The 17,577-nt window shown below is 58.7% G+C and carries 15 protein-coding genes; 8 read left to right on the top strand and 7 right to left on the bottom strand.

The window, feature by feature from the left end; genetic code table 11:
* Positions 1-176 precede the first annotated feature (176 nt).
* A complete protein-coding gene (locus tag VIL80_RS08910; RefSeq protein WP_332035760.1) occupies positions 177-845 on the top strand; it encodes a hypothetical protein in 669 nt (222 codons plus the stop codon).
* Positions 846-1,030: 185 nt separating this feature from the next.
* Here the strand turns inward: VIL80_RS08910 and VIL80_RS08905 are convergent, their stop codons facing one another.
* The 3 genes from VIL80_RS08905 to ydiJ form a co-directional block, all read right to left on the bottom strand.
* The gene (locus tag VIL80_RS08905; RefSeq protein ID WP_332035759.1) at positions 1,031-1,456 is read right to left on the bottom strand and encodes a 3D domain-containing protein; all 426 of its coding nucleotides are present in this window, start codon (positions 1,454-1,456) and stop codon (positions 1,031-1,033) included.
* A gap of 660 nt (positions 1,457-2,116) precedes the next feature.
* On the bottom strand, positions 2,117-2,842 hold the full coding sequence (locus VIL80_RS08900; RefSeq protein ID WP_332035758.1) for a tetratricopeptide repeat protein: 726 nt from the start codon (positions 2,840-2,842) through the stop codon (positions 2,117-2,119).
* Between the two features lie 41 nt (positions 2,843-2,883).
* Positions 2,884-5,955, bottom strand: coding sequence for a D-2-hydroxyglutarate dehydrogenase YdiJ (ydiJ, locus tag VIL80_RS08895; RefSeq protein ID WP_332035757.1), 3,072 nt, complete (start codon positions 5,953-5,955; stop codon positions 2,884-2,886).
* Positions 5,956-6,191: 236 nt separating this feature from the next.
* Here ydiJ and VIL80_RS08890 point away from each other — a divergent pair, with 236 nt between their 5' ends.
* From VIL80_RS08890 to VIL80_RS08865, 6 genes are all read left to right on the top strand, one after another.
* Positions 6,192-7,211 (top strand): YbgA family protein, encoded by a 1,020-nt coding sequence (locus VIL80_RS08890; protein WP_332035756.1) that lies wholly within the window; start codon positions 6,192-6,194, stop codon positions 7,209-7,211.
* Between the two features lie 8 nt (positions 7,212-7,219).
* On the top strand, positions 7,220-8,707 hold the full coding sequence (locus VIL80_RS08885) for a cryptochrome/photolyase family protein (protein WP_332035755.1): 1,488 nt from the start codon (positions 7,220-7,222) through the stop codon (positions 8,705-8,707).
* 113 nt (positions 8,708-8,820) lie between these two features.
* Positions 8,821-9,336, top strand: coding sequence for a DUF2878 domain-containing protein (locus tag VIL80_RS08880; protein ID WP_332035754.1), 516 nt, complete (start codon positions 8,821-8,823; stop codon positions 9,334-9,336).
* Positions 9,337-9,404: 68 nt separating this feature from the next.
* Positions 9,405-11,594 carry an autotransporter outer membrane beta-barrel domain-containing protein gene (locus VIL80_RS08875; RefSeq protein ID WP_332035753.1) on the top strand — a complete coding sequence of 730 codons (2,190 nt, stop codon included), beginning with the start codon at positions 9,405-9,407 and terminating at the stop codon, positions 11,592-11,594.
* Positions 11,595-11,742: 148 nt separating this feature from the next.
* The gene (locus VIL80_RS08870) at positions 11,743-12,936 is read left to right on the top strand and encodes a pyridoxal phosphate-dependent aminotransferase (RefSeq protein ID WP_332035752.1); all 1,194 of its coding nucleotides are present in this window, start codon (positions 11,743-11,745) and stop codon (positions 12,934-12,936) included.
* 153 nt (positions 12,937-13,089) lie between these two features.
* Entirely contained in the window at positions 13,090-13,566 is a 477-nt protein-coding gene (locus VIL80_RS08865; protein WP_332035751.1) for an Lrp/AsnC family transcriptional regulator, read from the top strand.
* A gap of 3 nt (positions 13,567-13,569) precedes the next feature.
* Here VIL80_RS08865 and VIL80_RS08860 read toward each other — a convergent pair whose 3' ends face one another.
* Together VIL80_RS08860 and VIL80_RS08855 are read right to left on the bottom strand one after the other, a co-directional pair.
* On the bottom strand, positions 13,570-14,586 hold the full coding sequence (locus tag VIL80_RS08860) for a HupE/UreJ family protein (protein ID WP_332035750.1): 1,017 nt from the start codon (positions 14,584-14,586) through the stop codon (positions 13,570-13,572).
* On the bottom strand, positions 14,583-15,446 hold the full coding sequence (locus VIL80_RS08855) for a peptidylprolyl isomerase (protein WP_332035749.1): 864 nt from the start codon (positions 15,444-15,446) through the stop codon (positions 14,583-14,585). Before VIL80_RS08855 ends, VIL80_RS08860 begins: the two co-directional genes overlap by 4 nt.
* A 242-nt stretch (positions 15,447-15,688) precedes the next feature.
* On the opposite strand from VIL80_RS08855, the gene VIL80_RS08850 reads away from it, so the two are divergent.
* Positions 15,689-16,000 (top strand): c-type cytochrome, encoded by a 312-nt coding sequence (locus VIL80_RS08850; protein WP_332035748.1) that lies wholly within the window; start codon positions 15,689-15,691, stop codon positions 15,998-16,000.
* A gap of 200 nt (positions 16,001-16,200) precedes the next feature.
* Here VIL80_RS08850 and VIL80_RS08845 read toward each other — a convergent pair whose 3' ends face one another.
* Both VIL80_RS08845 and VIL80_RS08840 read right to left on the bottom strand, forming a co-directional pair.
* Positions 16,201-17,250 carry an AraC family transcriptional regulator gene (locus VIL80_RS08845; RefSeq protein ID WP_332035747.1) on the bottom strand — a complete coding sequence of 350 codons (1,050 nt, stop codon included), beginning with the start codon at positions 17,248-17,250 and terminating at the stop codon, positions 16,201-16,203.
* A 36-nt stretch (positions 17,251-17,286) separates the two neighbouring features.
* Positions 17,287-17,577, bottom strand: a 291-nt coding sequence (locus VIL80_RS08840) for a lytic transglycosylase domain-containing protein (RefSeq protein WP_332035746.1), incomplete at its 5' end; no start/stop codon positions are given.

Here is a 17,577-nt window from a genome sequence, read left to right as displayed (position 1 = left end):
TAAATACCGCCCCGCAAAGCAGGTTTTTTCTGACCTGCTAAGGTTATAAATAGAAGGGAATCGCGACAGTGTGACAGCACTACCCAATCGCGGTGCCGCCACGGGCATCAGGGAAAGTTGCCCGGGCGGTGCCAACTGTTCGCGGTCTGCAGATGTATTTAATGTGGTTGCTCTGCATGAAAAAATTCCTTCCCCTTCTGGGTGTTCCCCTGTTCCTTTTTTCCGGTGTCCTGCCGGCGCTCTCGGGCATTGAGCTCAAACTGTCCGATGACCGTGTACTCAATGTGGACTTGGCAGAGGCTCGCCTCATTTCCGAGCTCAAGGGCTACGCCATCATCGCCGGGCGTACCTGTATCGATTGCGACGAAAATACCGCCATTTTCCTGCAGAAGATCGACGCTGAGCCGATGCCCATTCGCGATTTGGATGAGCCGCCGGAACCGGAGGAATTTTCTGCACCGGATAAGGATCTGCCGGGCGAGACTACTGCCTTGCGCGGGGACCGCTCCCAGGTGGAGATGGATGGCGACGAAGATGGGGTAACGCAGGTCGACCTATCCGGTGAGAGTTTTAGTTACCCGGGGCGATACCGCGATTACCTCACCAACAAATTGGTGGAAAAAACCCGGATGTTTTATGGCAACTGCCATGAGAATTCCCCCGCGCTGTTATGGCTTACGGAGTACCGCACCGACAAGGGCTGGATGAAGGAGGAGTACTTGCTGGTATTTCGCGATGAAGGAGTGGAGCACCGCTATAACGAGGGTCGGCAGCCGAGTATTTTCTACATCGAAAACGAGGGCTGCCGCGAACTTCCCGGCGTGGATACCACAACCGAACCGTGAATGGCCGTGGCGCAAAAAACAAAACCCCGCAAGTGCGGGGTTTTGTTTTTTGAAAGCAGTGCTTGGCAAAGCCCTGTGTACTTTCTGTTGTCCGGCTGTCGCTTAGCTCCAGTCCGGGACCTGAGTTCCAGGCAAGGTTCTGGCAGGCAACGTTTTCTTAGCGACGTTTTTCCTTAACCGGTGCCTTATTTCTTTTCCGGGTGCCAGACGATTTTCAGCTTCTTCTTGCCCCAGGCGCGCGCCTTTTTCAGATCCTCTTCCATCCACACGTCGATGCGGTTGGTGTAGCGCTTGTTCATCCGGTCGCGCACGGTGTAGGTACCGGGCAGGCCCTCGATCTTTACTTTGGCGCCGTTGGTCAGGCCGTGCTTTTCCAGGTCGCGGGATACCGCGATGATCTTGTCTCCCGGGCGCAGGCGGTTGTTCCAGGCCGCGGTCCAGGGGTCGTCATCGGTCTGGCCTTCGATGGAGTTGTAGGCCGTGGCGGTGACGGTCATAGATTTCTTCTTGTCTGCAGGTTCCTTCTTGATTGCGGCGAAAGCGTCGCCACCAACCAGGGCTGCAAGGGAAGCTGCCATTACGATGATGTACTTTTTAAGGCTCTGTCGCATAAGTCTCATTACCTCTGGAAGACCTCTGGAAGCTCTCCGGTCACAGGCATCGCCTGTTCACCCCCGCCTCCAAGTTGATTTCGTAATATGTGATCAATGTTTGATCAGGGAAGGCCATATTAAACGGCACTGGATGCGAATCAATCTTTTGCGCAACCGGCGGGATTTACCCTACAGAGTAATCGGTTATTTTTTGTTCTTGGCAAAATTTACCCGTTTTACAGGATTGTACGGTTATTTATTTTCATTTGTGACGGATTTGTGACGTCAGGTAACGTAAAAAAATGATTCCAGTGGGTATCTGGTTTCCGCTCACAAAACTGCCATGACAGCGATGTCATCTCTGATTGGTGAAAAAATGCGCTATTTGGGAGGCGGTAGCGGAGTGTTCGTGGAACAAAATTTTTTTCGTTTTTTTTGCGACCAGCGGTTCAAATGTGTGAAATATTATCGATGACAGCGTTGTAAGGGGGATACAGAGGTGGCGTTTCCCCTGTTTTACGCAAGGCTGCGACTATCACGTCGATAGAAAAGCACATTTGCCAGGTGCGATATTCCGCTCTTCTGCACAAACGGAGGAGCATGGATTTCCCGCGGGAAGGTTAGAGCCCGGGAATGGGCGGCCCGGTAAAGCGCGGAGTAGGGGGGGGGCGTGGCCACTCAGATGGCGGTATCGCCCACGGGCTGCTGGGGGCTGACCATTTCGCGCAGTGCGGACAGATAGCCCATATCTTCTTGCAGATCCTCAAAGCCGTGGCGCCGGTCCAGTTCCACTGCCTGCTCCAGCCACTGAATAGCCTCTTCCAGATTACCCTGCCACTCGCACACCTGGCCGATATTGAAGGCGGTAATGGCGAGGTTTTGCCAGTCGCCCTCGCGGCGCAGGTCGCCGATGGCACTGGCGTAAAGCTGGTAGGCATTGCGCAGCATGGCGGCGCGTTTGTTGGGGTTTTCCTGCAGTGCCGAGTGCTGGTGATAGGTGTGGGCCATGGCGGAGCGCACCCGTGCAGCAGAGTGTTCGAACGGCAGCCCCGGCGAAGATTCAATATAGGAGAGGACCGCTTGGAACTGGCTGCGGGCGAGCGGGTAGAGATCCGGGCGCTCACCGCCGAGTGCGTTCAGAACAATGCCATAGCGGTAGCGCAGTAGGTTCTGGCTGTGCGGGTCAGCGGCGAGCCCGGCGATGGCCCGCTCGTACAGTGGCAGGGCCGCATCGTAGTCGCCCGCCAGGGCATTTTCTTCCGCCTCCGCGATCAGCGGAGCCATGCCCTCGGATTCATTCGGTTCCGCCTGCGCCAGCGCGGCCGCGCCAAAGTGGAGCGCCAGCAGGGTGGCGCAGAGGGCCTTGAGCAGGCGCGGGGCCGGGTTCTTCCGCGGAATCAGCATCGCCAGACATCTCCGGGGTTCGCCGGTGCTCCGGCGGCAGGTTAGTGAGTACTGACAGTAAACCCCGAATCTTCGATCTGCGCCAGTAGTGCCTGCAGGGGATGGCGCAAATTTTTGCCGGCAAAGCGTTTGCTCTGGCAGCGGCAGGAATAGCCCGTGGCCAGGGTGGCACTGGTGTCACCGCTCAGTTTGGGCTCCCACGATTGCTGGAAGATCACCCGCGACGTCTCCTTGTTGGCCACTTCGTGGCCATAGGTGCCGGCCATACCACAGCAACCTGCAGCCTGGGTGCTGAGTTCCATACCCAGCGCGGCAAACACCTCCTGCCACTGGCGACCGGAACCGGCGGCATTGGACTGCTCGGTGCAGTGGGGCAGCAGGGTGAAGCTGCCGCGCTGCAGGCGGTTGCGATTGGTGGCCAGGTGATCTGTGTGCTGCGCCAGCCATTCCTGCAGCAGCAGCACCTTCGGCGCCTTGTCGCCCATCAGCTTTTTGTATTCGCCGCGATAGGTGAGGGTCATCGAAGGATCTATGCCCACCAGCGGTACTCCGCTCTCCGCCAGGCTGTTGAGCATGGCGCTGTTGCCGGCGGCGGTCTGTGCGAACTGGCGCAGGAAACCGTGTACATGCAGCGGTTTGCCGTTGGCTCGAAACGGTGCCACCAGCGGGTTGAAGTCCAGCAGCTTGAGCAGACGCAGGGTATCTGCCACCACGTCCGCATCGAAGTAACTGGTGAACGCGTCCTGCACGATCACTACCGCTTTGGCGCGTTGGGCCGGACCCATGGTGCGCAGGCTTTCGCGGCTGGCATAGGGAACGCCCAGTTCGCGCATCGCCCTGTCCAAGTTGGTGGCGGAGAGGCTAGGTGAGTCGGCGAGGCCGAGGCCGCGCTCCAGCAGCCAGCGCACCGGTTTCAATTTAAGCGGCCAGTTGTACAGCTGTGGTACCCGCGCCAGGTGTGGCATTAAAAACTCCAGGCCGCCGACGAAGTAGTCCTTGAGCGGGCGCAGGTAGCGGCTGTAGTAGAGCTCAAGGAATTTAGCGCGGAAGGTGGGCACATCCACCTTGATCGGGCACTGGCCGGCGCAGGACTTGCACGCCAGGCAGGCCTGCATGGATTCGTTCACTTCGTGGCTGAAGTCGTATTCGCCGCGGGCCTTGGCCAGACTGTTCTTGATGCGCCCAGGCAGGCCGATGATGAAGGACTGCTCGCGGCTCTTGCGCGCCACTGCCTCCGGGTCCACCGCGCGGTCCGCCAGCAAGCGCAGCCACTCGCGGATCAGCGAGGCACGGCCTTTCGGGGAGTGGATACGGTTGCGGGTGCCCTTGTAGGACGGACACATGGCATCGTCCGGGTTCCAGTTGAAGCAGGCGCCGTTGCCGTTGCAGTAGACGCCATCGGAGTAACCATCCCACACCTGCACTGGAATCTGGCGGTCGTACTCGCCACGGGTAGGCACCTGGTCGATCTTGAGCAGGCCGGAAGCGGCGCTGGGGGTGGCGATCTTACCGGGGTTCAGCTGGTTGCGCGGGTCAAACGCGGCCTTGATCTTCTGCAGCTCCGGATAAAGCTCGCCAAAGAATGCCGGCGCAAATTCCGAGCGCACGCCCTTGCCGTGTTCCCCCCAAAGCAGGCCGTTGTACTTCTGTGCCAGCTCCACCACTTTCTCGGTGATGATCCTTACCTGTTTGGCCTGCTCCGGGTCTTTCATGTCGATGGCGGGGCGCACATGCAGTACGCCGCAGTCCACATGGCCGAACATGCCGTAGGCGAAACCTGCCTCATCCAGCGCAGCGCGGAACTCGGCGATAAAGTCGGCGAGGTTCTCCGGTGGCACCGCGCAGTCTTCCACAAACGGGATCGGGCGCTGCTCGCCCTGGACGTTGCCGAGCAGCCCCACCGCGCGCTTGCGCATGCCCCAGATTTTATTCACCTGGGCGTGACCGCGGGCGATGGTGTAGCCAAAGCTCTTACCGGGCTGGCCGATCAGGCTGTCGACATGGGCGGTGAATCTGGCCAGCGCCGCGTCCAGTTCCTCTTCGGACTCCGCGGTGTACTCCACCAGGTTGATGCCGTTTACCGGGCGTTCATTCTGGGGGAAAAATTCGCTCACGCTGTCCCACACGATATCCCCCATGGCCAGCTGCAGAACCTTGCTGTCCACGGTTTCGATGGAGGTGGGGCCGGCCTTCATCAGGTCGGGGGCGTCTTTCAGTGCGTCCTGGAAGTGGTCGTAGTTGAGATTCACCAGTGCCGCGCACTTGGGGATCTTCAGCAGGTTCAGCTTGGCCTCGGCGATAAAGCCCAGGGTGCCCTCGGAGCCACACAGTATATTGTTGAGGTTGAAGCGGCCGTCCTTTTCTCTATCCCGGATATGCGCCAGGTCGTAGCCGGTGAGACAGCGGTTCAGTTTGGGAAATTTGGTGTCGATCAGCGCGCGCTTGTCGCGTTCGATACCGTCCACCATACGGTGGATCTTGCCGGCACGGTTGCTCTGCTCATTGATTTCACCCAGTTCGGCATCGTCGATGGCATGGGACTGCCACAGAGCGCCGCCCATCAGCACGGTCTTCAGTTCGAGCACATGATCGCGGGTCTTGCCGTAGACACAGGAGCCCTGGCCGGAGGCGTCGGTATTGATCATGCCACCGATGGTGGCGCGGTTGCTGGTGGACAGCTCCGGGGCGAAGAACAGCCCGTGGGGCTTCAGTGCCGCGTTCAACTGATCTTTCACCACGCCGGTCTGCACCCGCACCCAGCACTCCTCTGGGTTGATCTCGAGGATGCGGTTCATGTGCCGGGAGATATCCACCACCAGACCGTCGGTGAGGGACTGGCCGTTGGTACCGGTGCCACCGCCGCGGGGGGACAGTACCACCTTGTAGAATTCCTCCCGGTCTGCCAGCTCCATCAGCAGCTGCAGGTCGTGCACGTCCCGCGGGTAAACCACCGCCTGGGGCAGCACCTGGTAGATGGAATTGTCCGTCGCGAGCACCGTGCGGCTGGCATAGCTGGGGCTGGTGTCGCCGCGGAACCCCGCCTGTTTGAGTGCTTTGAGGAACTGCAGGTAGAGCGCCTGTACATCGTTGATTTCGCGCAGTGCTGGAATCATTCCGGGCCCCGGGGATCTGGTGAATCTTGGTACTTATATAAAGAAGGACTGGCATTTTAGCGGTGGTGGCGGGCCGCGCAACAATTACCGGGTTCCCGCCCGCCAGGTGCGAGGAAATTGCGTAAGCGGGCGCGCCCCATCCACTGATCCGCAATTCCGGTGCGGGCGTATAACCCGGTAGAAACTCTTCGTTCAGAGTACACTTCGAGCAAAGGATATTCCCGGAGCGGCAGATCATGCGGATACAGCCTCGCCAGTCAAAAATCCCCGTGGGCATCAGCCAGTGTGCGATGGGGGAGCCCGTGCGCTACAACGGCGGTCACAAGCACAGCAAGGTCTGTACCGGGCTGCTGAGCCAGTGTTTCGAGTATGTGTCTTTGTGCCCGGAAGTGGCCATCGGCCTCGGGATACCACGCAAACCCATCCATCTGCTGGTGGACCGTGCGGGGGAGCCGGTGGACGCGGTGCGCGTCGTCGGGGTGGAGGACTCCAGCGTGGATGTGACTGCCCCCCTGCGGGAGTACGCGGACTCGGTGGTGCCGCAGCTGCAAGCGGTGCGCGGTTACATCTTTATGCAGAACTCCCCCAGCTGTGGCCTGCGCGGCGTGCGGCGTTATCTCGACAATGGCCACGGCATCGACAGCGAGGGCGTGGGGCTGTTCGCGCTGCGCCTGCAGCAGCATTTCCCGCACTTGCCGATGGAGGAAGTGGGCAGACTGAACAACAGCGAACTGCGGGAAAATTTCCTCACCCGGGTGTTTGCCTACGACGCCTGGTTTCGCTACGTGGAGCGTGAGGATATCGATGTTACTGGCGCCGAAGATGAAAAAGTGCCGTCACGCATCGCGCGCATCATCGACTTCTACACCGCGTATAAGTATCTGCTGCTGGCCCACAATCAGGATGCCACCCGGGAGCTGGGGCGGCTGCTGGCGGACGCCAAATCCATGACCGAGGACGAGCTGGCGTTTGCGGTGCGCGGTCGCATCATGCAGATTCTGTCGCGCCCCGCGAGCCGCAAGGACCGCACCAATGCGCTGATGCACAGCCAGGGGCACCTGTCGGAATTTCTGAACAAGCAGGAAAAGGCCGAGCTGCAGCAGCTGATTGAGGATTACCGTCTCGGTCACAAACCGTTGTCGGCGGTGCTGACCATGCTGCGGCACTATCTGCCCCGCAGCCCCAACAGCTTTATCCACAGCCAGGTTCTGCTCGCCGCCGAGCCGGCGGAACTGGGGCTGTGCGACTTCCACTGAAAAACGTTATGCCTGAGAAAGCCTATCCGCGCGGACTGGTCTGGTTGCGCAACGACCTGCGTATGGACGACAACACCGCGCTCTATCGCGCCGCCAGGGCCTGCACTGCTTTTGCGGTGATATTTATCGCCTGTCCACAGACCTGGCGCAGCCATGGCGATGGCGACAATGTGGTGGCCATGCGCCTGCGCACGCTGAAAAAACTGCAGGTGTCCCTGGCGAAAAAACATATCCCGCTGTATTTCCTCGAACTGCCCGGTTTTGCACAGGTGCCAGCCGCGCTGGGGCAGATCTGCCGCAAGCTAAAAATCAATGCGCTGTTCGCCAATGCAGAATATCCAGTCAACGAGCAGCGTCGGGATACGGCGGTGCGCGAAACACTGCGATCGATCCCCGTGCCGGTGGAGTACTGCACCGACCGCACCCTGATTCCACCGGGCAGCCTCACCACCGGAAGCGGTGAAGGTTTCAAGGTGTACACGCCGTTCAAACGCGCCTTTATTGCCCGCCATGACAACCGCGACCAGGGTTTCGAGCCACTGCCCGCTCCCCGCTCAATGGGGGCCGATCACGGCGAACTTTGGCCTGAGTGGATCGCCCTTGAAGGCGAACACAATCTGGTGCGCGCGATTCCCGACACGGTTGGCGATTACGGCGTGGCGCCGGGAGGCGACAGCCGGGTGCTGGGGTGGGAGGTAGGCGAGGGTGCAGCAAAGGCGCTGCTCGAGGAATTTTCCGCGATCGTTGCCGACTACCAGGAGCAGCGGGATTTTCCCGCGATCCCGGGCACCTCGCGCCTGTCCCCCTATCTGAATTGTGGCGCGCTATCTGTGCGCCGCTGTGTGCAAATGGCGCTTGCTGAAAATGGCGGCCGCTGGGCGGGGAGCAGCGAGGGTGCAAGTTGCTGGCTGAACGAACTGCTGTGGCGGGAGTTTTACCAGCACCTGGTGGTGAATTTCCCGCGGGTATGCCGCAACCTGCCATTCAAGCCGGAAACCGAACAGGTGCCCTGGTCGCGTCGCACGGCGGACTTCGAGCGCTGGTGCGAAGGGCAAACCGGAGTGCCCATTGTCGATGCCGCCATGCGCCAGCTGAATCAAACTGGCTGGATGCACAATCGCCTGCGCATGGTGGTGGCGTCCTTTCTCACTAAAAACCTGCTGACCGACTGGCGCAAGGGCGAGCATTACTTTATGCAGAGGCTGGTAGATGCCGATTTCGCCGCCAATAACGGTGGCTGGCAGTGGGCGGCATCTACCGGCACCGACGCCGCACCTTACTTCCGCGTGTTCAATCCCTACAGCCAGTCAAAACGGTTTGATCCCGAGGGGACATTCATCCGCACCTTCGTACCGGAGCTGGAGGGATATTCCGCGAAGGATATCCACTGCCCCCCCAATGATCTATTCAGCGACGGCAGTTATCCCGCCCCCATTTGCGATGTGACCGAATCGCGCAAACACGCAATAGAAGTATTTGCTAACTTGAAGTCTTAGGGTTCCTCTGATTTATTTTGTAAGTCGTTTGTTCGACATGCCCTTTGAGAAAATTTTCAGATTTCGGGGCAAGCGCTCGTGGTACAGAAATCCTTCTGATGAATGAGTCGCCAATGAATTATAAGAAGTTGATCAATTTCACCCTGTTCGTCGCCGGATGGTGGACGGCTTTGCTGTATGGCAATGCGCTGGCGTTGATTGCACTGTTTTTGGTGCTGATGGTGCATTTCATCCTGTGGCGCGACGTGCGGGATATGTTCCTGATCCTCGGTTTTATCTTCTGTGGCTTTGGGGTCGAGTGGGCCTTTATGGCCTCGGGGGTGCAGGATTACCACTCAAATTTGCCGCCGGCCTGGTCCATCTGTATCTGGGCCATGCTCGCCACCACCATGCGCTATTCCCTGTCGTGGCTGGTCAACAAACCGCAGTGGGCCGCACTGACCGGCCTGCTAGCGGCCCCTGTGTTTTATTTCAATACCGTACAGTTCGGATTGTCGTCCTGGGGGCGCCCGATGTGGGAGTGTCTTGTGGTTATCGCCCTGGTGTGGTGCGCACTGGCGGCGTTGATCAGTGCCGTGCTGGTTCCGGCGATCGAGCAGATGGAAACGACCGAAAGCAACCTGTCCTGAGTGCGCAATTTCATCGTTGAAGCTGACCTATACTTGCCACGAATTTCTGTCGTGGCAAGGAGGCTGCAGTGTTCCCGACCGAAAAACCATCCGCCAGAATCCCTTCCCTGTTTTTTCTCTGTCCTATCGCGCTGTCCATTGGACTGAGTAACACTTCAGCGCAGGCGGACGAGCCGATTTACCGCTCACTGATTGTCTTCGGCGACAGCCTTTCGGATAACGGCAATGCCGGTGTGTTCACCACCGACGACCCCCAAGGCATTTATCCACGACAGCCCGCAGTGTCTTTCCTTGCCGACATGCTGGGGGTGCCCAAGCTGAACTCCTGTTATGGGCTCGGGCCGGCATTTGGCGGTGCCATTCCCTGTGCGCCGGCGGCGGGCTCTGCGGAGCAGCAGTTTCAGCAGATTGCCGGCTCCGTACTTACCAATGGCCCAAACTGGGCCGTGGGCGGTAATCGCACCGCGGACGTGTTATTGGACCTTGTGGGGCCGCAGCGCTTTCGCCAGTTGTTCCCGAATACCACGGTGGCAGACCACAACACGCTGACCACCATCCTGCCGGACTCCAGTCGCTGCGGTGCCGATGGCATCTGCGACCCGGCGGCGGGGGAAAGCCCCTATCTGACTGCCGCTGAAGTGCAGGCGGCGATCGCAGTGTTCAATGACCCGGTGGCGCTGCAGGCGCTGGTGGATGACCCGAACAACAACATCACGCTCACCGGTGTGCCGTTTGGCACCGGGCAGGGATACCTGCAGGGCAATACCCCGTCCAGAAGCGATCTCTATTTCCTCAATGGCGGCGGCAACAATATCCTCGACGGTGTGCGCGGCGGCAGTCTTTCGCCGGCCTCCATGGAGCGTGCCGCCACCTTCCTCTCCACCGCTGGCAGCGAACTGAAAGCGGCCGGGGCGCAGTACATTGTCATGGCCAATGCCCCGCAAATTGGCCGCACGCCGGCGGTCTACAGCCAGGGGCAGGCAGCGGTTGACTACGGCAACTACGGAACCGAGCTGTTCAATGACGCCTTGCGCCAGCAGGTCAATGCTATAGGCAATATCCTGCTTTTGGATATGGAGGGTACCCTCGAGCTGGTAGTGGAAAATCCTGCCGCTTTCGGATTGGCGAATATCGACCAGAGCGCGACCTGCTATATCAACTGCGCCAACCCGAGCCCCGTCTATGGAGCAGCGGGCAGCAACCCCAATGCAGATATGCTGGTGTTCTACGATGGCATCCACCCAACCCTGGTTGCCCAGCGGATGCTCGCGGATTACTACTACGAGACAATTACCGCCGCGGTTGAGTTTGGTGTGCTGCCAGATCTGGGATACCAGAACACCCGCCAGCACCGCATCAATATTGACCACCACTTGCTCTCTCAGCGCTACCGGGATCCCTATACCACGGTATTTTTCGGCGCCAGCGTCGGCCACGCAGAGCTCGGTTTCGGCCCGGCGATCAATGACGAATTTCCGGCGTGGGACGGGTTTTTCGGTATGAGCTTCGCCGGTTTTGAAAACCTGGAATGGGGGCTCGGTATGTCCTATGGCGGCAGCGAATATGAGCCTGCAGACTTCTTTGCCAAATCCCGCAACTTCAACCTCAGCGCCTTTGCCCGCTGGGATAACGGCTTCTGGTTTGCCGATGGCGGTATCGGTTTCTCCGATATTCAGTACGACAAAATCCATCGCACCGTCCGTCTTGGTGAAACCTTTCGCCACCGGCTCGACGGTGATACCGACGGTGAGGGGTACAACGTCTTCCTGCGCGCCGGTTACGATGCCAGCGGCGATCTCGCCAGCCAGATGGGCCCGTTTGTCGCCATTGACTGGAGCGAGATCGACGTCAACGGTTTTCGCGAAAATACCGAAATCGAATACACCTACACCGGTAATTTCGGCGTGCGTGAAGATCCCCTCGGCTTGTGGGTGTTCGGCCAGGACCGCGAATACCTGCGCTACCGTGCCGGCTTCTTTTTCAACTGTCCCGACACCGCGGAACACCAGTGGTTTGGCGAGTTCTGGCTGGAGCATACCTCCGGCGATGATTTTGCCGATCTCGGTATCGGCGTTAACTCCATCCGCAGCAACTGGGCTCGGATGCCGTCTTATCGCAGCGAAAACGCCGGGTACTTCCAAAACGGTGTCGGTGCCATGGTGGGCGTGAGTATCACCGAAAAGCTCCGTCTGGCCGCGGACCTGCTGGTACGGCCGGAGGATACGGTGGGGGGGCTGAGCCTGAACTATCGTTTCTGATACGCGGTTATGAAGCAGAATTTTCTGCGGTAAATGCTGCAAAAAAATCGGTGTGCTGCGAAAACACCGGTGCTGAAGCGGCATGAATTACCTCGCTGGTTGTTACCTTAGGTTAAGTAATAACAACCGCGAAAGATGGACTCCGACGATGTATACCCCGCGATTCAGCAAACAGAGCCACGCCCTTCACTCCGCTGATGCCGACGTCTGGGCGGTCAGTGATAGGGCCCACACTCTGGCCAACAGAGGGGAAGATGTGATCTTTCTGTGTGTTGGCGACCCCAACTTTGATACCCCGGAGCCCATCCTCGACTTTGCCCGCGCCCGCCTCGGTGTCGGCAGGACTCACTACTCCCCGGCGGCAGGGGAGCTCATGCTGCGCCGTGCGATCGCCGATATCGAGAGCAGGGTCAGCCCGCACCCCTGCAGCCCCGACGATGTTGTGGTCTTTCCCGGTGGCACCAACGCAATTTATGCGGTGCTCTCCTGCCTGCTCAACCCCGGCGAGCAGATCGTCATTCCCGAACCCATGTATATCGGCTACGTGCCAATTGCCAATGCGCTGCAGCTGGATGTCAGGAAAGTCGCCTGTCCCGCAGAGCGGGGCTTCGCGTTTGATGTCGAGTCCATCAAGCGGGCCATTACCGAAGACACCCGCGCGGTCATGATCAATACCCCGGTGAACCCCACCGGCGCCATGGCCACGCCAGAGCAGCTGCGGGAACTCGCCGCTTACTGCCGCGCGCGCAATATCTGGCTCATCTCCGACGAGATGTACTCCATGATCACCTTTGCCCGCCGCCACACCTCCCTGCGCACCGCAGCGGAACAGCTGGACAATGTGATCGTGATCGACGGCCTGTCCAAATCCCACGCCATGAGCGGCTGGCGCCTCGGCTGGGCGGTAGCCCAGGGCGAGTTGGTCGCGCGCCTGATTGAATACGCCGGTGCCACCATTTTTGGTGTGCCGCAATTTATCCAGGAAGCCGCCGCCTTCGCGCTGGAATTTGATACCTATTTCGTCAAGCAGATGCGCGACGCCTATGAAAAGCGCCGCGACCTGATTGTCCAGCGCATTGACCGTATTCCGGGCCTCAGCTGTTATTCTCCGGATGCGGGTATGTTCGTGATGGTGGATGTATCCGCGGTGGCGCGCAGTGGTGAGGCCTTTGCCGAAGCGCTGCTGGATGCGGAGCTGGTTTCGGTTCTCCCGGGCAAGCCCTTTGGCCCGAGTGCGGTCAACCATGTGCGCCTGACCCTGGCAGCAGATGAGGTCGAGCTCTCGCGGGCACTGGATCGCATCGAGCGGTTTGTGACAAGCGGTTGTCAGAAAGCGGGGTAAGTTACTTCTGCTTAGGCCAGTTTCCGGCGGGGGCGTTTGCCGCTATCCTACATCGCCAATGACCCGGTTAATTCTTTCAGTCGGCGGTGTCTGCTCTGTGGGGAGCCCCCATTTCGTCGACATTCACTGTTGCTTACTAAGCGTAAAATTAGCGTGAAAATAGATCGTCACAACCTCAAGATTCTCGAAGTTCTGCAAACCAATGCCCGTATCAGCAATCTCAATCTTGCCGATGAGATAGGCCTGTCGGAGAGCGCCTGCCTGGCGCGAGTTAAGAAACTTACCAATGAAAAGTTTATTCGTGAGTTTCACGCAGAGGTAAATCTGGACAAGGTGCGCCACGCGGAGTTCTACGTGAACGTGGCGTTGAAACGCCAGGATTCCAAAACCAGCGAAAGCTTCCGCCGTGCCATCAGCAAGATCGAGCAGATCGTATCCTGTGTGAAAATGTCCGGGGAATTCGATTACATGCTGCGGTTTGTGTGCCCGGATGCGGGCGATTTCAACCGCGTTTCCGAGCAATTGTTGGCGGACGAGGACGCCGCCATTACCCGTATGACGTCCCATCTGGTTATTGAGAAAACCAAGCCGTTTACCGGTTATCCCCTAGAACTTTTGTTCCAGGATTAAACCTCATATCACCAGCGCAATCGTGCGATCGATCAGCCACCAGGCTGAGAGCCCGCCGACGATATAGGCCACGGGTAGTGCGGAAGCCACCGTGGCCGTGTGCCCGGTGCGAGTCTCCCACTCGTGTACCGACGGCGTCCGCCGCAGCAGGAGCATGAGCGCGCTTACCGCGAGAATAAACGCGAGCTGTCCAGCCTCGACTCCGAGATTGAATACCGCCAGCGACAGAGGAATCGCGTGTGTGGGAACCCCGATTTCTGACAGCGCCCCTGCGAATCCCAACCCGTGCAACAGCCCGAACCCGAACGCTACCAGCCACGGTTTGCGAATCGCCAGGGTGTGGCGCCCCTCCAGTTTGTGCAGGATTTCCACTGCCACAAACACAATACTGAGAGCGATCACCGCTTCCACCGGGCCCTGGGGTACCGACACCATCCCCAGTACCGCCAGCGCGAGGGTAATACTGTGGGCAAGCGTAAATGCGGTGATGGTGAAAACCAGTTGCCGCCGCCCTGTGACCAGTACCACCAGCGCGAGCACAAACAACAGGTGGTCGATTCCCAGCAGAATGTGTTCTACACCCAGCGCGAAGTAGGTTCCGGCAATCTCACCGAAGCCGGCGCGGTCGGTAACCGTAAGCAGTGGGCTATCTGGCATCAGGCGGCTCACCTGTTCGCGGCCATCTAGCCAGCTGATACGCACCAGTGCATCGGTCATGGTATTCGCCAGCCCTTCGATCTCGATACCGCTGCCGACAAGGTTCGCCGGATGCTGGATCTGCCAACGCTCAACGTAATAGCCACCGACAAACTGCGCCGTCGGAAGGTCGAGCCTGTTGGTGTTTTCAGCGAATTTCACATGCAGTGACAGGCGCAGATCACCGCGCGCCGGTACCCGCCAGGTGACGTCGAAGGTCTGCGCGGCACTCTGGATGATACTGAGCGACGCCGGGCGCAACTCGTGTGCCTGCGTGAGGGTGGGTAACAGCAGTGCGACAACAAGGATCAGGAACTTTTTCATTGCCTGCTGACCTCGATGGAAGGTGCGTCGATGGGTGGTGCTGTAATCTGAACCCGGTAGTTGGCTCTCAGGGTTTCGTACTGGGTTTGCAGGATCTTGTTCTGCTCATCCAGCTGCCAGTCGCGCAATACGTCGGTGCGAATTTCACTGAAATCCGGTTCCCGCTGCGGTTGCCGCGCGGAGATTTTTACCAGGTGTTCGCCGAAGGCGGAGGTGAGGGGGCCGGTCCACTCGTTTTCCGGGAGTTCCAGCAATTGCTGGGAGAAATCTGCGCCAAACTGACGGTCGATTTGCTCGGTGCTGGTTGCATCGAACTGGAACTGAAGCAGGCTGTTGTCGCCGAGCTTGCGCGGGTTGCCGCCGGCGGTCAGCTTGGTTAGGACCAGGCGAGCGTCTTCCGCCACCTGCGGGCGCTTGTCGCTGTCGAGGAAAATCTGTTCAAAACTGTACTGGGCGGGGAGGGTGTACTTCTCGATATTGCGCTGGTGGTAATCCCTCAGCACCTGCTCCGAGGGCTCTACGGCGTTCACCAGGTCCCTGGCCAGCAGCTCCATTTTCATGCGCATCCGCCGCCTGATCACCGTGTCGTTCTTATCCAGCCCCATCTTTACCGCTTCGCGATATAGGACTTCCTCGCGCACGAAGTCATCGATCAGCCCCTGTAATTCCTCCGGTTGCGGCGGGCGCTGCCAACCGCGCTCAAAGATACCGGCGAGGTGGCGAACACGGGCTTCGTTGACGACGATGTCTTCGCTAGCAGTGGATTGGCTGTCGTCTTGGAACAGGCTATTGATACCGAATAGCAATGCCCCGATCAGGGCAAAGTGGGCACTGGGATCTCTGATCCAATGCAGCGTCATGGGTGAACTCCGGCTTATGGGTGTTATAGCTGGGGCTGCGGGAAAGGTTTCTTATGCCATTGAGCATAGTCCATGAATCGGAGAATGGTGGGCGGCCTAGTGGGAAAGTTTTTGGGAAATGAGCGGCCAGAGTGGTAAAAAGTTGTGGTTATTGACGCGTAAAGCCATCTAAACTCTGCTCTGGATTCATCTGAACGGCAGATAACCACGATTACAAGCAGTGAAATCAAGGGAGAAATGTGATGAAAGCTTCGATGCTCTCAGCAGTATGTTTTCTTGTTGGCGGTATGGCCATGAGTGGCCTGGTGGTAGCGGATGCGGTGGAAGACAAGTACAAGTCTAGCTGCTATATCTGCCACGACACCGGAGTGGCCAACGCGCCGAAGCTACATGATGTGGAAGCCTGGAAGCCCCGCCTGGACAAGGGGACGGATGCACTGCTGAGTTCCATTAAGAATGGCCTTAATGCCATGCCCGCCGGTGGCATGTGCGCCGATTGCAGTGACGACGATTACAAGGCGTTGATCGAGTTTATGTCCTCGCCCAAGTCATAATCGGTTTGCAGGAGCCTGTTCTGCAGACTGTTTGGTGACTGGGCTAAATGTCTTTAGAGCAGGTCCTGCAATTCCAAGTGTGGACTACGAGGCGTATTTTGGCTCGTGGCCGCGGATCAATTTATGACGTGCGATTAGTCCTGAATTTCCGCCTTGGGATTTTACAAATCGGAAATTTGTGTAATTCCGCGTGCAAATAATTACGCGGGCAGCTGTTCCCGGCGAAACTCTGTCGGGGTCTTTTCATGTCGGCGCTTGAATGCGGCATTGAACGGGCTGAGGGATCGATAGCCAATATCCAGCGCGATGGTGAGCACCGGCAGGTGCGCTTCCTCAGGGGCGGCCAGGCGCCGGCTGGCTTCGTCAATCCTGTACTGGTTCAGGTATTCGTTGAAATTGCGAAACCCCAGATGCTTATTGATCAGCGCCCGTAAAACATGTTCCCTGGCATCGAGCGTTTCCGACAGCTCGCGGATGGTCAGCCCCGTTTTGCGGTAACCGCCGCTATCCATATGCCGTTGAAGGCGCAGCAACAGTTCGCGCTGATGTTCATCCAGCGGCTCCGGCGTGGTCGGGGCGGTATCTTGTAAGTTTCCCGTTTCCCCCTGATCTGTGGCCGACCGTGGCGGCAGGGATTCATCCAGTGCATTGGGGGACAGCGCCAGCAGCCAGAGGCACGCGCTGAACGCGAGAACACTGGCCATCAGTGCGTGCAGGGCGGCGATGCCACTGGGGACCGGGAAGTAGGAAAATAAAAACTCCGCGCATACCACAATCACCATATAACTTCCGATGGCGATCAGCAGGGCAATACGCAACAGTCGCCGCTCGGCCACCAGGTCGTACTGCAGTTGTCGCAGCAGTGTTACCAACCCGGCGCCGATCAGCCCCAATTTGAAGGGCTGTGCCAGCAGGTAAAAAACAGTGTGAATATGTAGCTGGCTGAAGAAGTCTATGAACAGCTCCGCAGCGATTACCCCCCATCCCCAGGACGGAAACTGATCGCGCTCACTACACAGCTGATGTGTGAACAGCCAGAAAGCGCCGGGAATCAGCAGGGTGGGGAAATCAATTAGCAGGTCGAGATGCGGGTCCTGATCTTTTAGCAGGGGGCGCAGTAGGTACACAAAAGCCCCGAAAATCACGATCAGCAGCCAGCGGTTGTCGCTGCGTCGCTGGCCTATGGCAAGTCTCGCTGCCGCCAACAGCAGCAGCCCGCAGGCGACGCCGGTAAAAAAACTGTGGGTCATCGAATACCTCGTAACATCAGCTTTTTCTGCTGCGGTCTACCGCCAGCGCTCTGCCCAGGCGTCGAGTACCTTGCGGCTGTATGTGTGCCGGCCGTAGCTGCCGTTGTAGTAGGCCAGCGCGTTGGGCATGTTGCCTTTGGCTTTCTGGATGTAGTGTTTGAGGATGGTGCAACCGTAGCGGAGGTTGGTGTCCATATTGATCAGGTTGTCATCCGGGCGACCCAGCTCGTTTTTCCAGAAGGGCATCACCTGCATCATGCCCTGGGCGCCGACACGGGAAACGGCATAGGGGTCGAAGGCACTCTCGATCTGGATCACGGCAAGCAC

The sequence above is a fragment of the Microbulbifer sp. genome (assembly GCF_036563125.1).
GTDB lineage: Bacteria > Pseudomonadota > Gammaproteobacteria > Pseudomonadales > Cellvibrionaceae > Microbulbifer.
This window is presented reverse-complemented; position numbering and strand designations above follow the sequence as displayed.

Excerpts from the sequence above, each read along its gene's own strand:
- VIL80_RS08910 (WP_332035760.1), top strand. The coding sequence starts at position 177 with ATGAAAAAATTCCTTCCCCTTCTGGGTGTTCCCCTGTTCCTTTTTTCC.
- VIL80_RS08905 (WP_332035759.1), bottom strand. The coding sequence starts at position 1,456 with ATGCGACAGAGCCTTAAAAAGTACATCATCGTAATGGCAGCTTCCCTT.
- VIL80_RS08900 (WP_332035758.1), bottom strand. The coding sequence starts at position 2,842 with ATGCTGATTCCGCGGAAGAACCCGGCCCCGCGCCTGCTCAAGGCCCTC.
- ydiJ (WP_332035757.1), bottom strand. The coding sequence starts at position 5,955 with ATGATTCCAGCACTGCGCGAAATCAACGATGTACAGGCGCTCTACCTG.
- VIL80_RS08890 (WP_332035756.1), top strand. The coding sequence starts at position 6,192 with ATGCGGATACAGCCTCGCCAGTCAAAAATCCCCGTGGGCATCAGCCAG.
- VIL80_RS08885 (WP_332035755.1), top strand. The coding sequence starts at position 7,220 with ATGCCTGAGAAAGCCTATCCGCGCGGACTGGTCTGGTTGCGCAACGAC.
- VIL80_RS08880 (WP_332035754.1), top strand. The coding sequence starts at position 8,821 with ATGAATTATAAGAAGTTGATCAATTTCACCCTGTTCGTCGCCGGATGG.
- VIL80_RS08870 (WP_332035752.1), top strand. The coding sequence starts at position 11,743 with ATGTATACCCCGCGATTCAGCAAACAGAGCCACGCCCTTCACTCCGCT.
- VIL80_RS08860 (WP_332035750.1), bottom strand. The coding sequence starts at position 14,586 with ATGAAAAAGTTCCTGATCCTTGTTGTCGCACTGCTGTTACCCACCCTC.
- VIL80_RS08855 (WP_332035749.1), bottom strand. The coding sequence starts at position 15,446 with ATGACGCTGCATTGGATCAGAGATCCCAGTGCCCACTTTGCCCTGATC.
- VIL80_RS08850 (WP_332035748.1), top strand. The coding sequence starts at position 15,689 with ATGAAAGCTTCGATGCTCTCAGCAGTATGTTTTCTTGTTGGCGGTATG.
- VIL80_RS08845 (WP_332035747.1), bottom strand. The coding sequence starts at position 17,250 with ATGACCCACAGTTTTTTTACCGGCGTCGCCTGCGGGCTGCTGCTGTTG.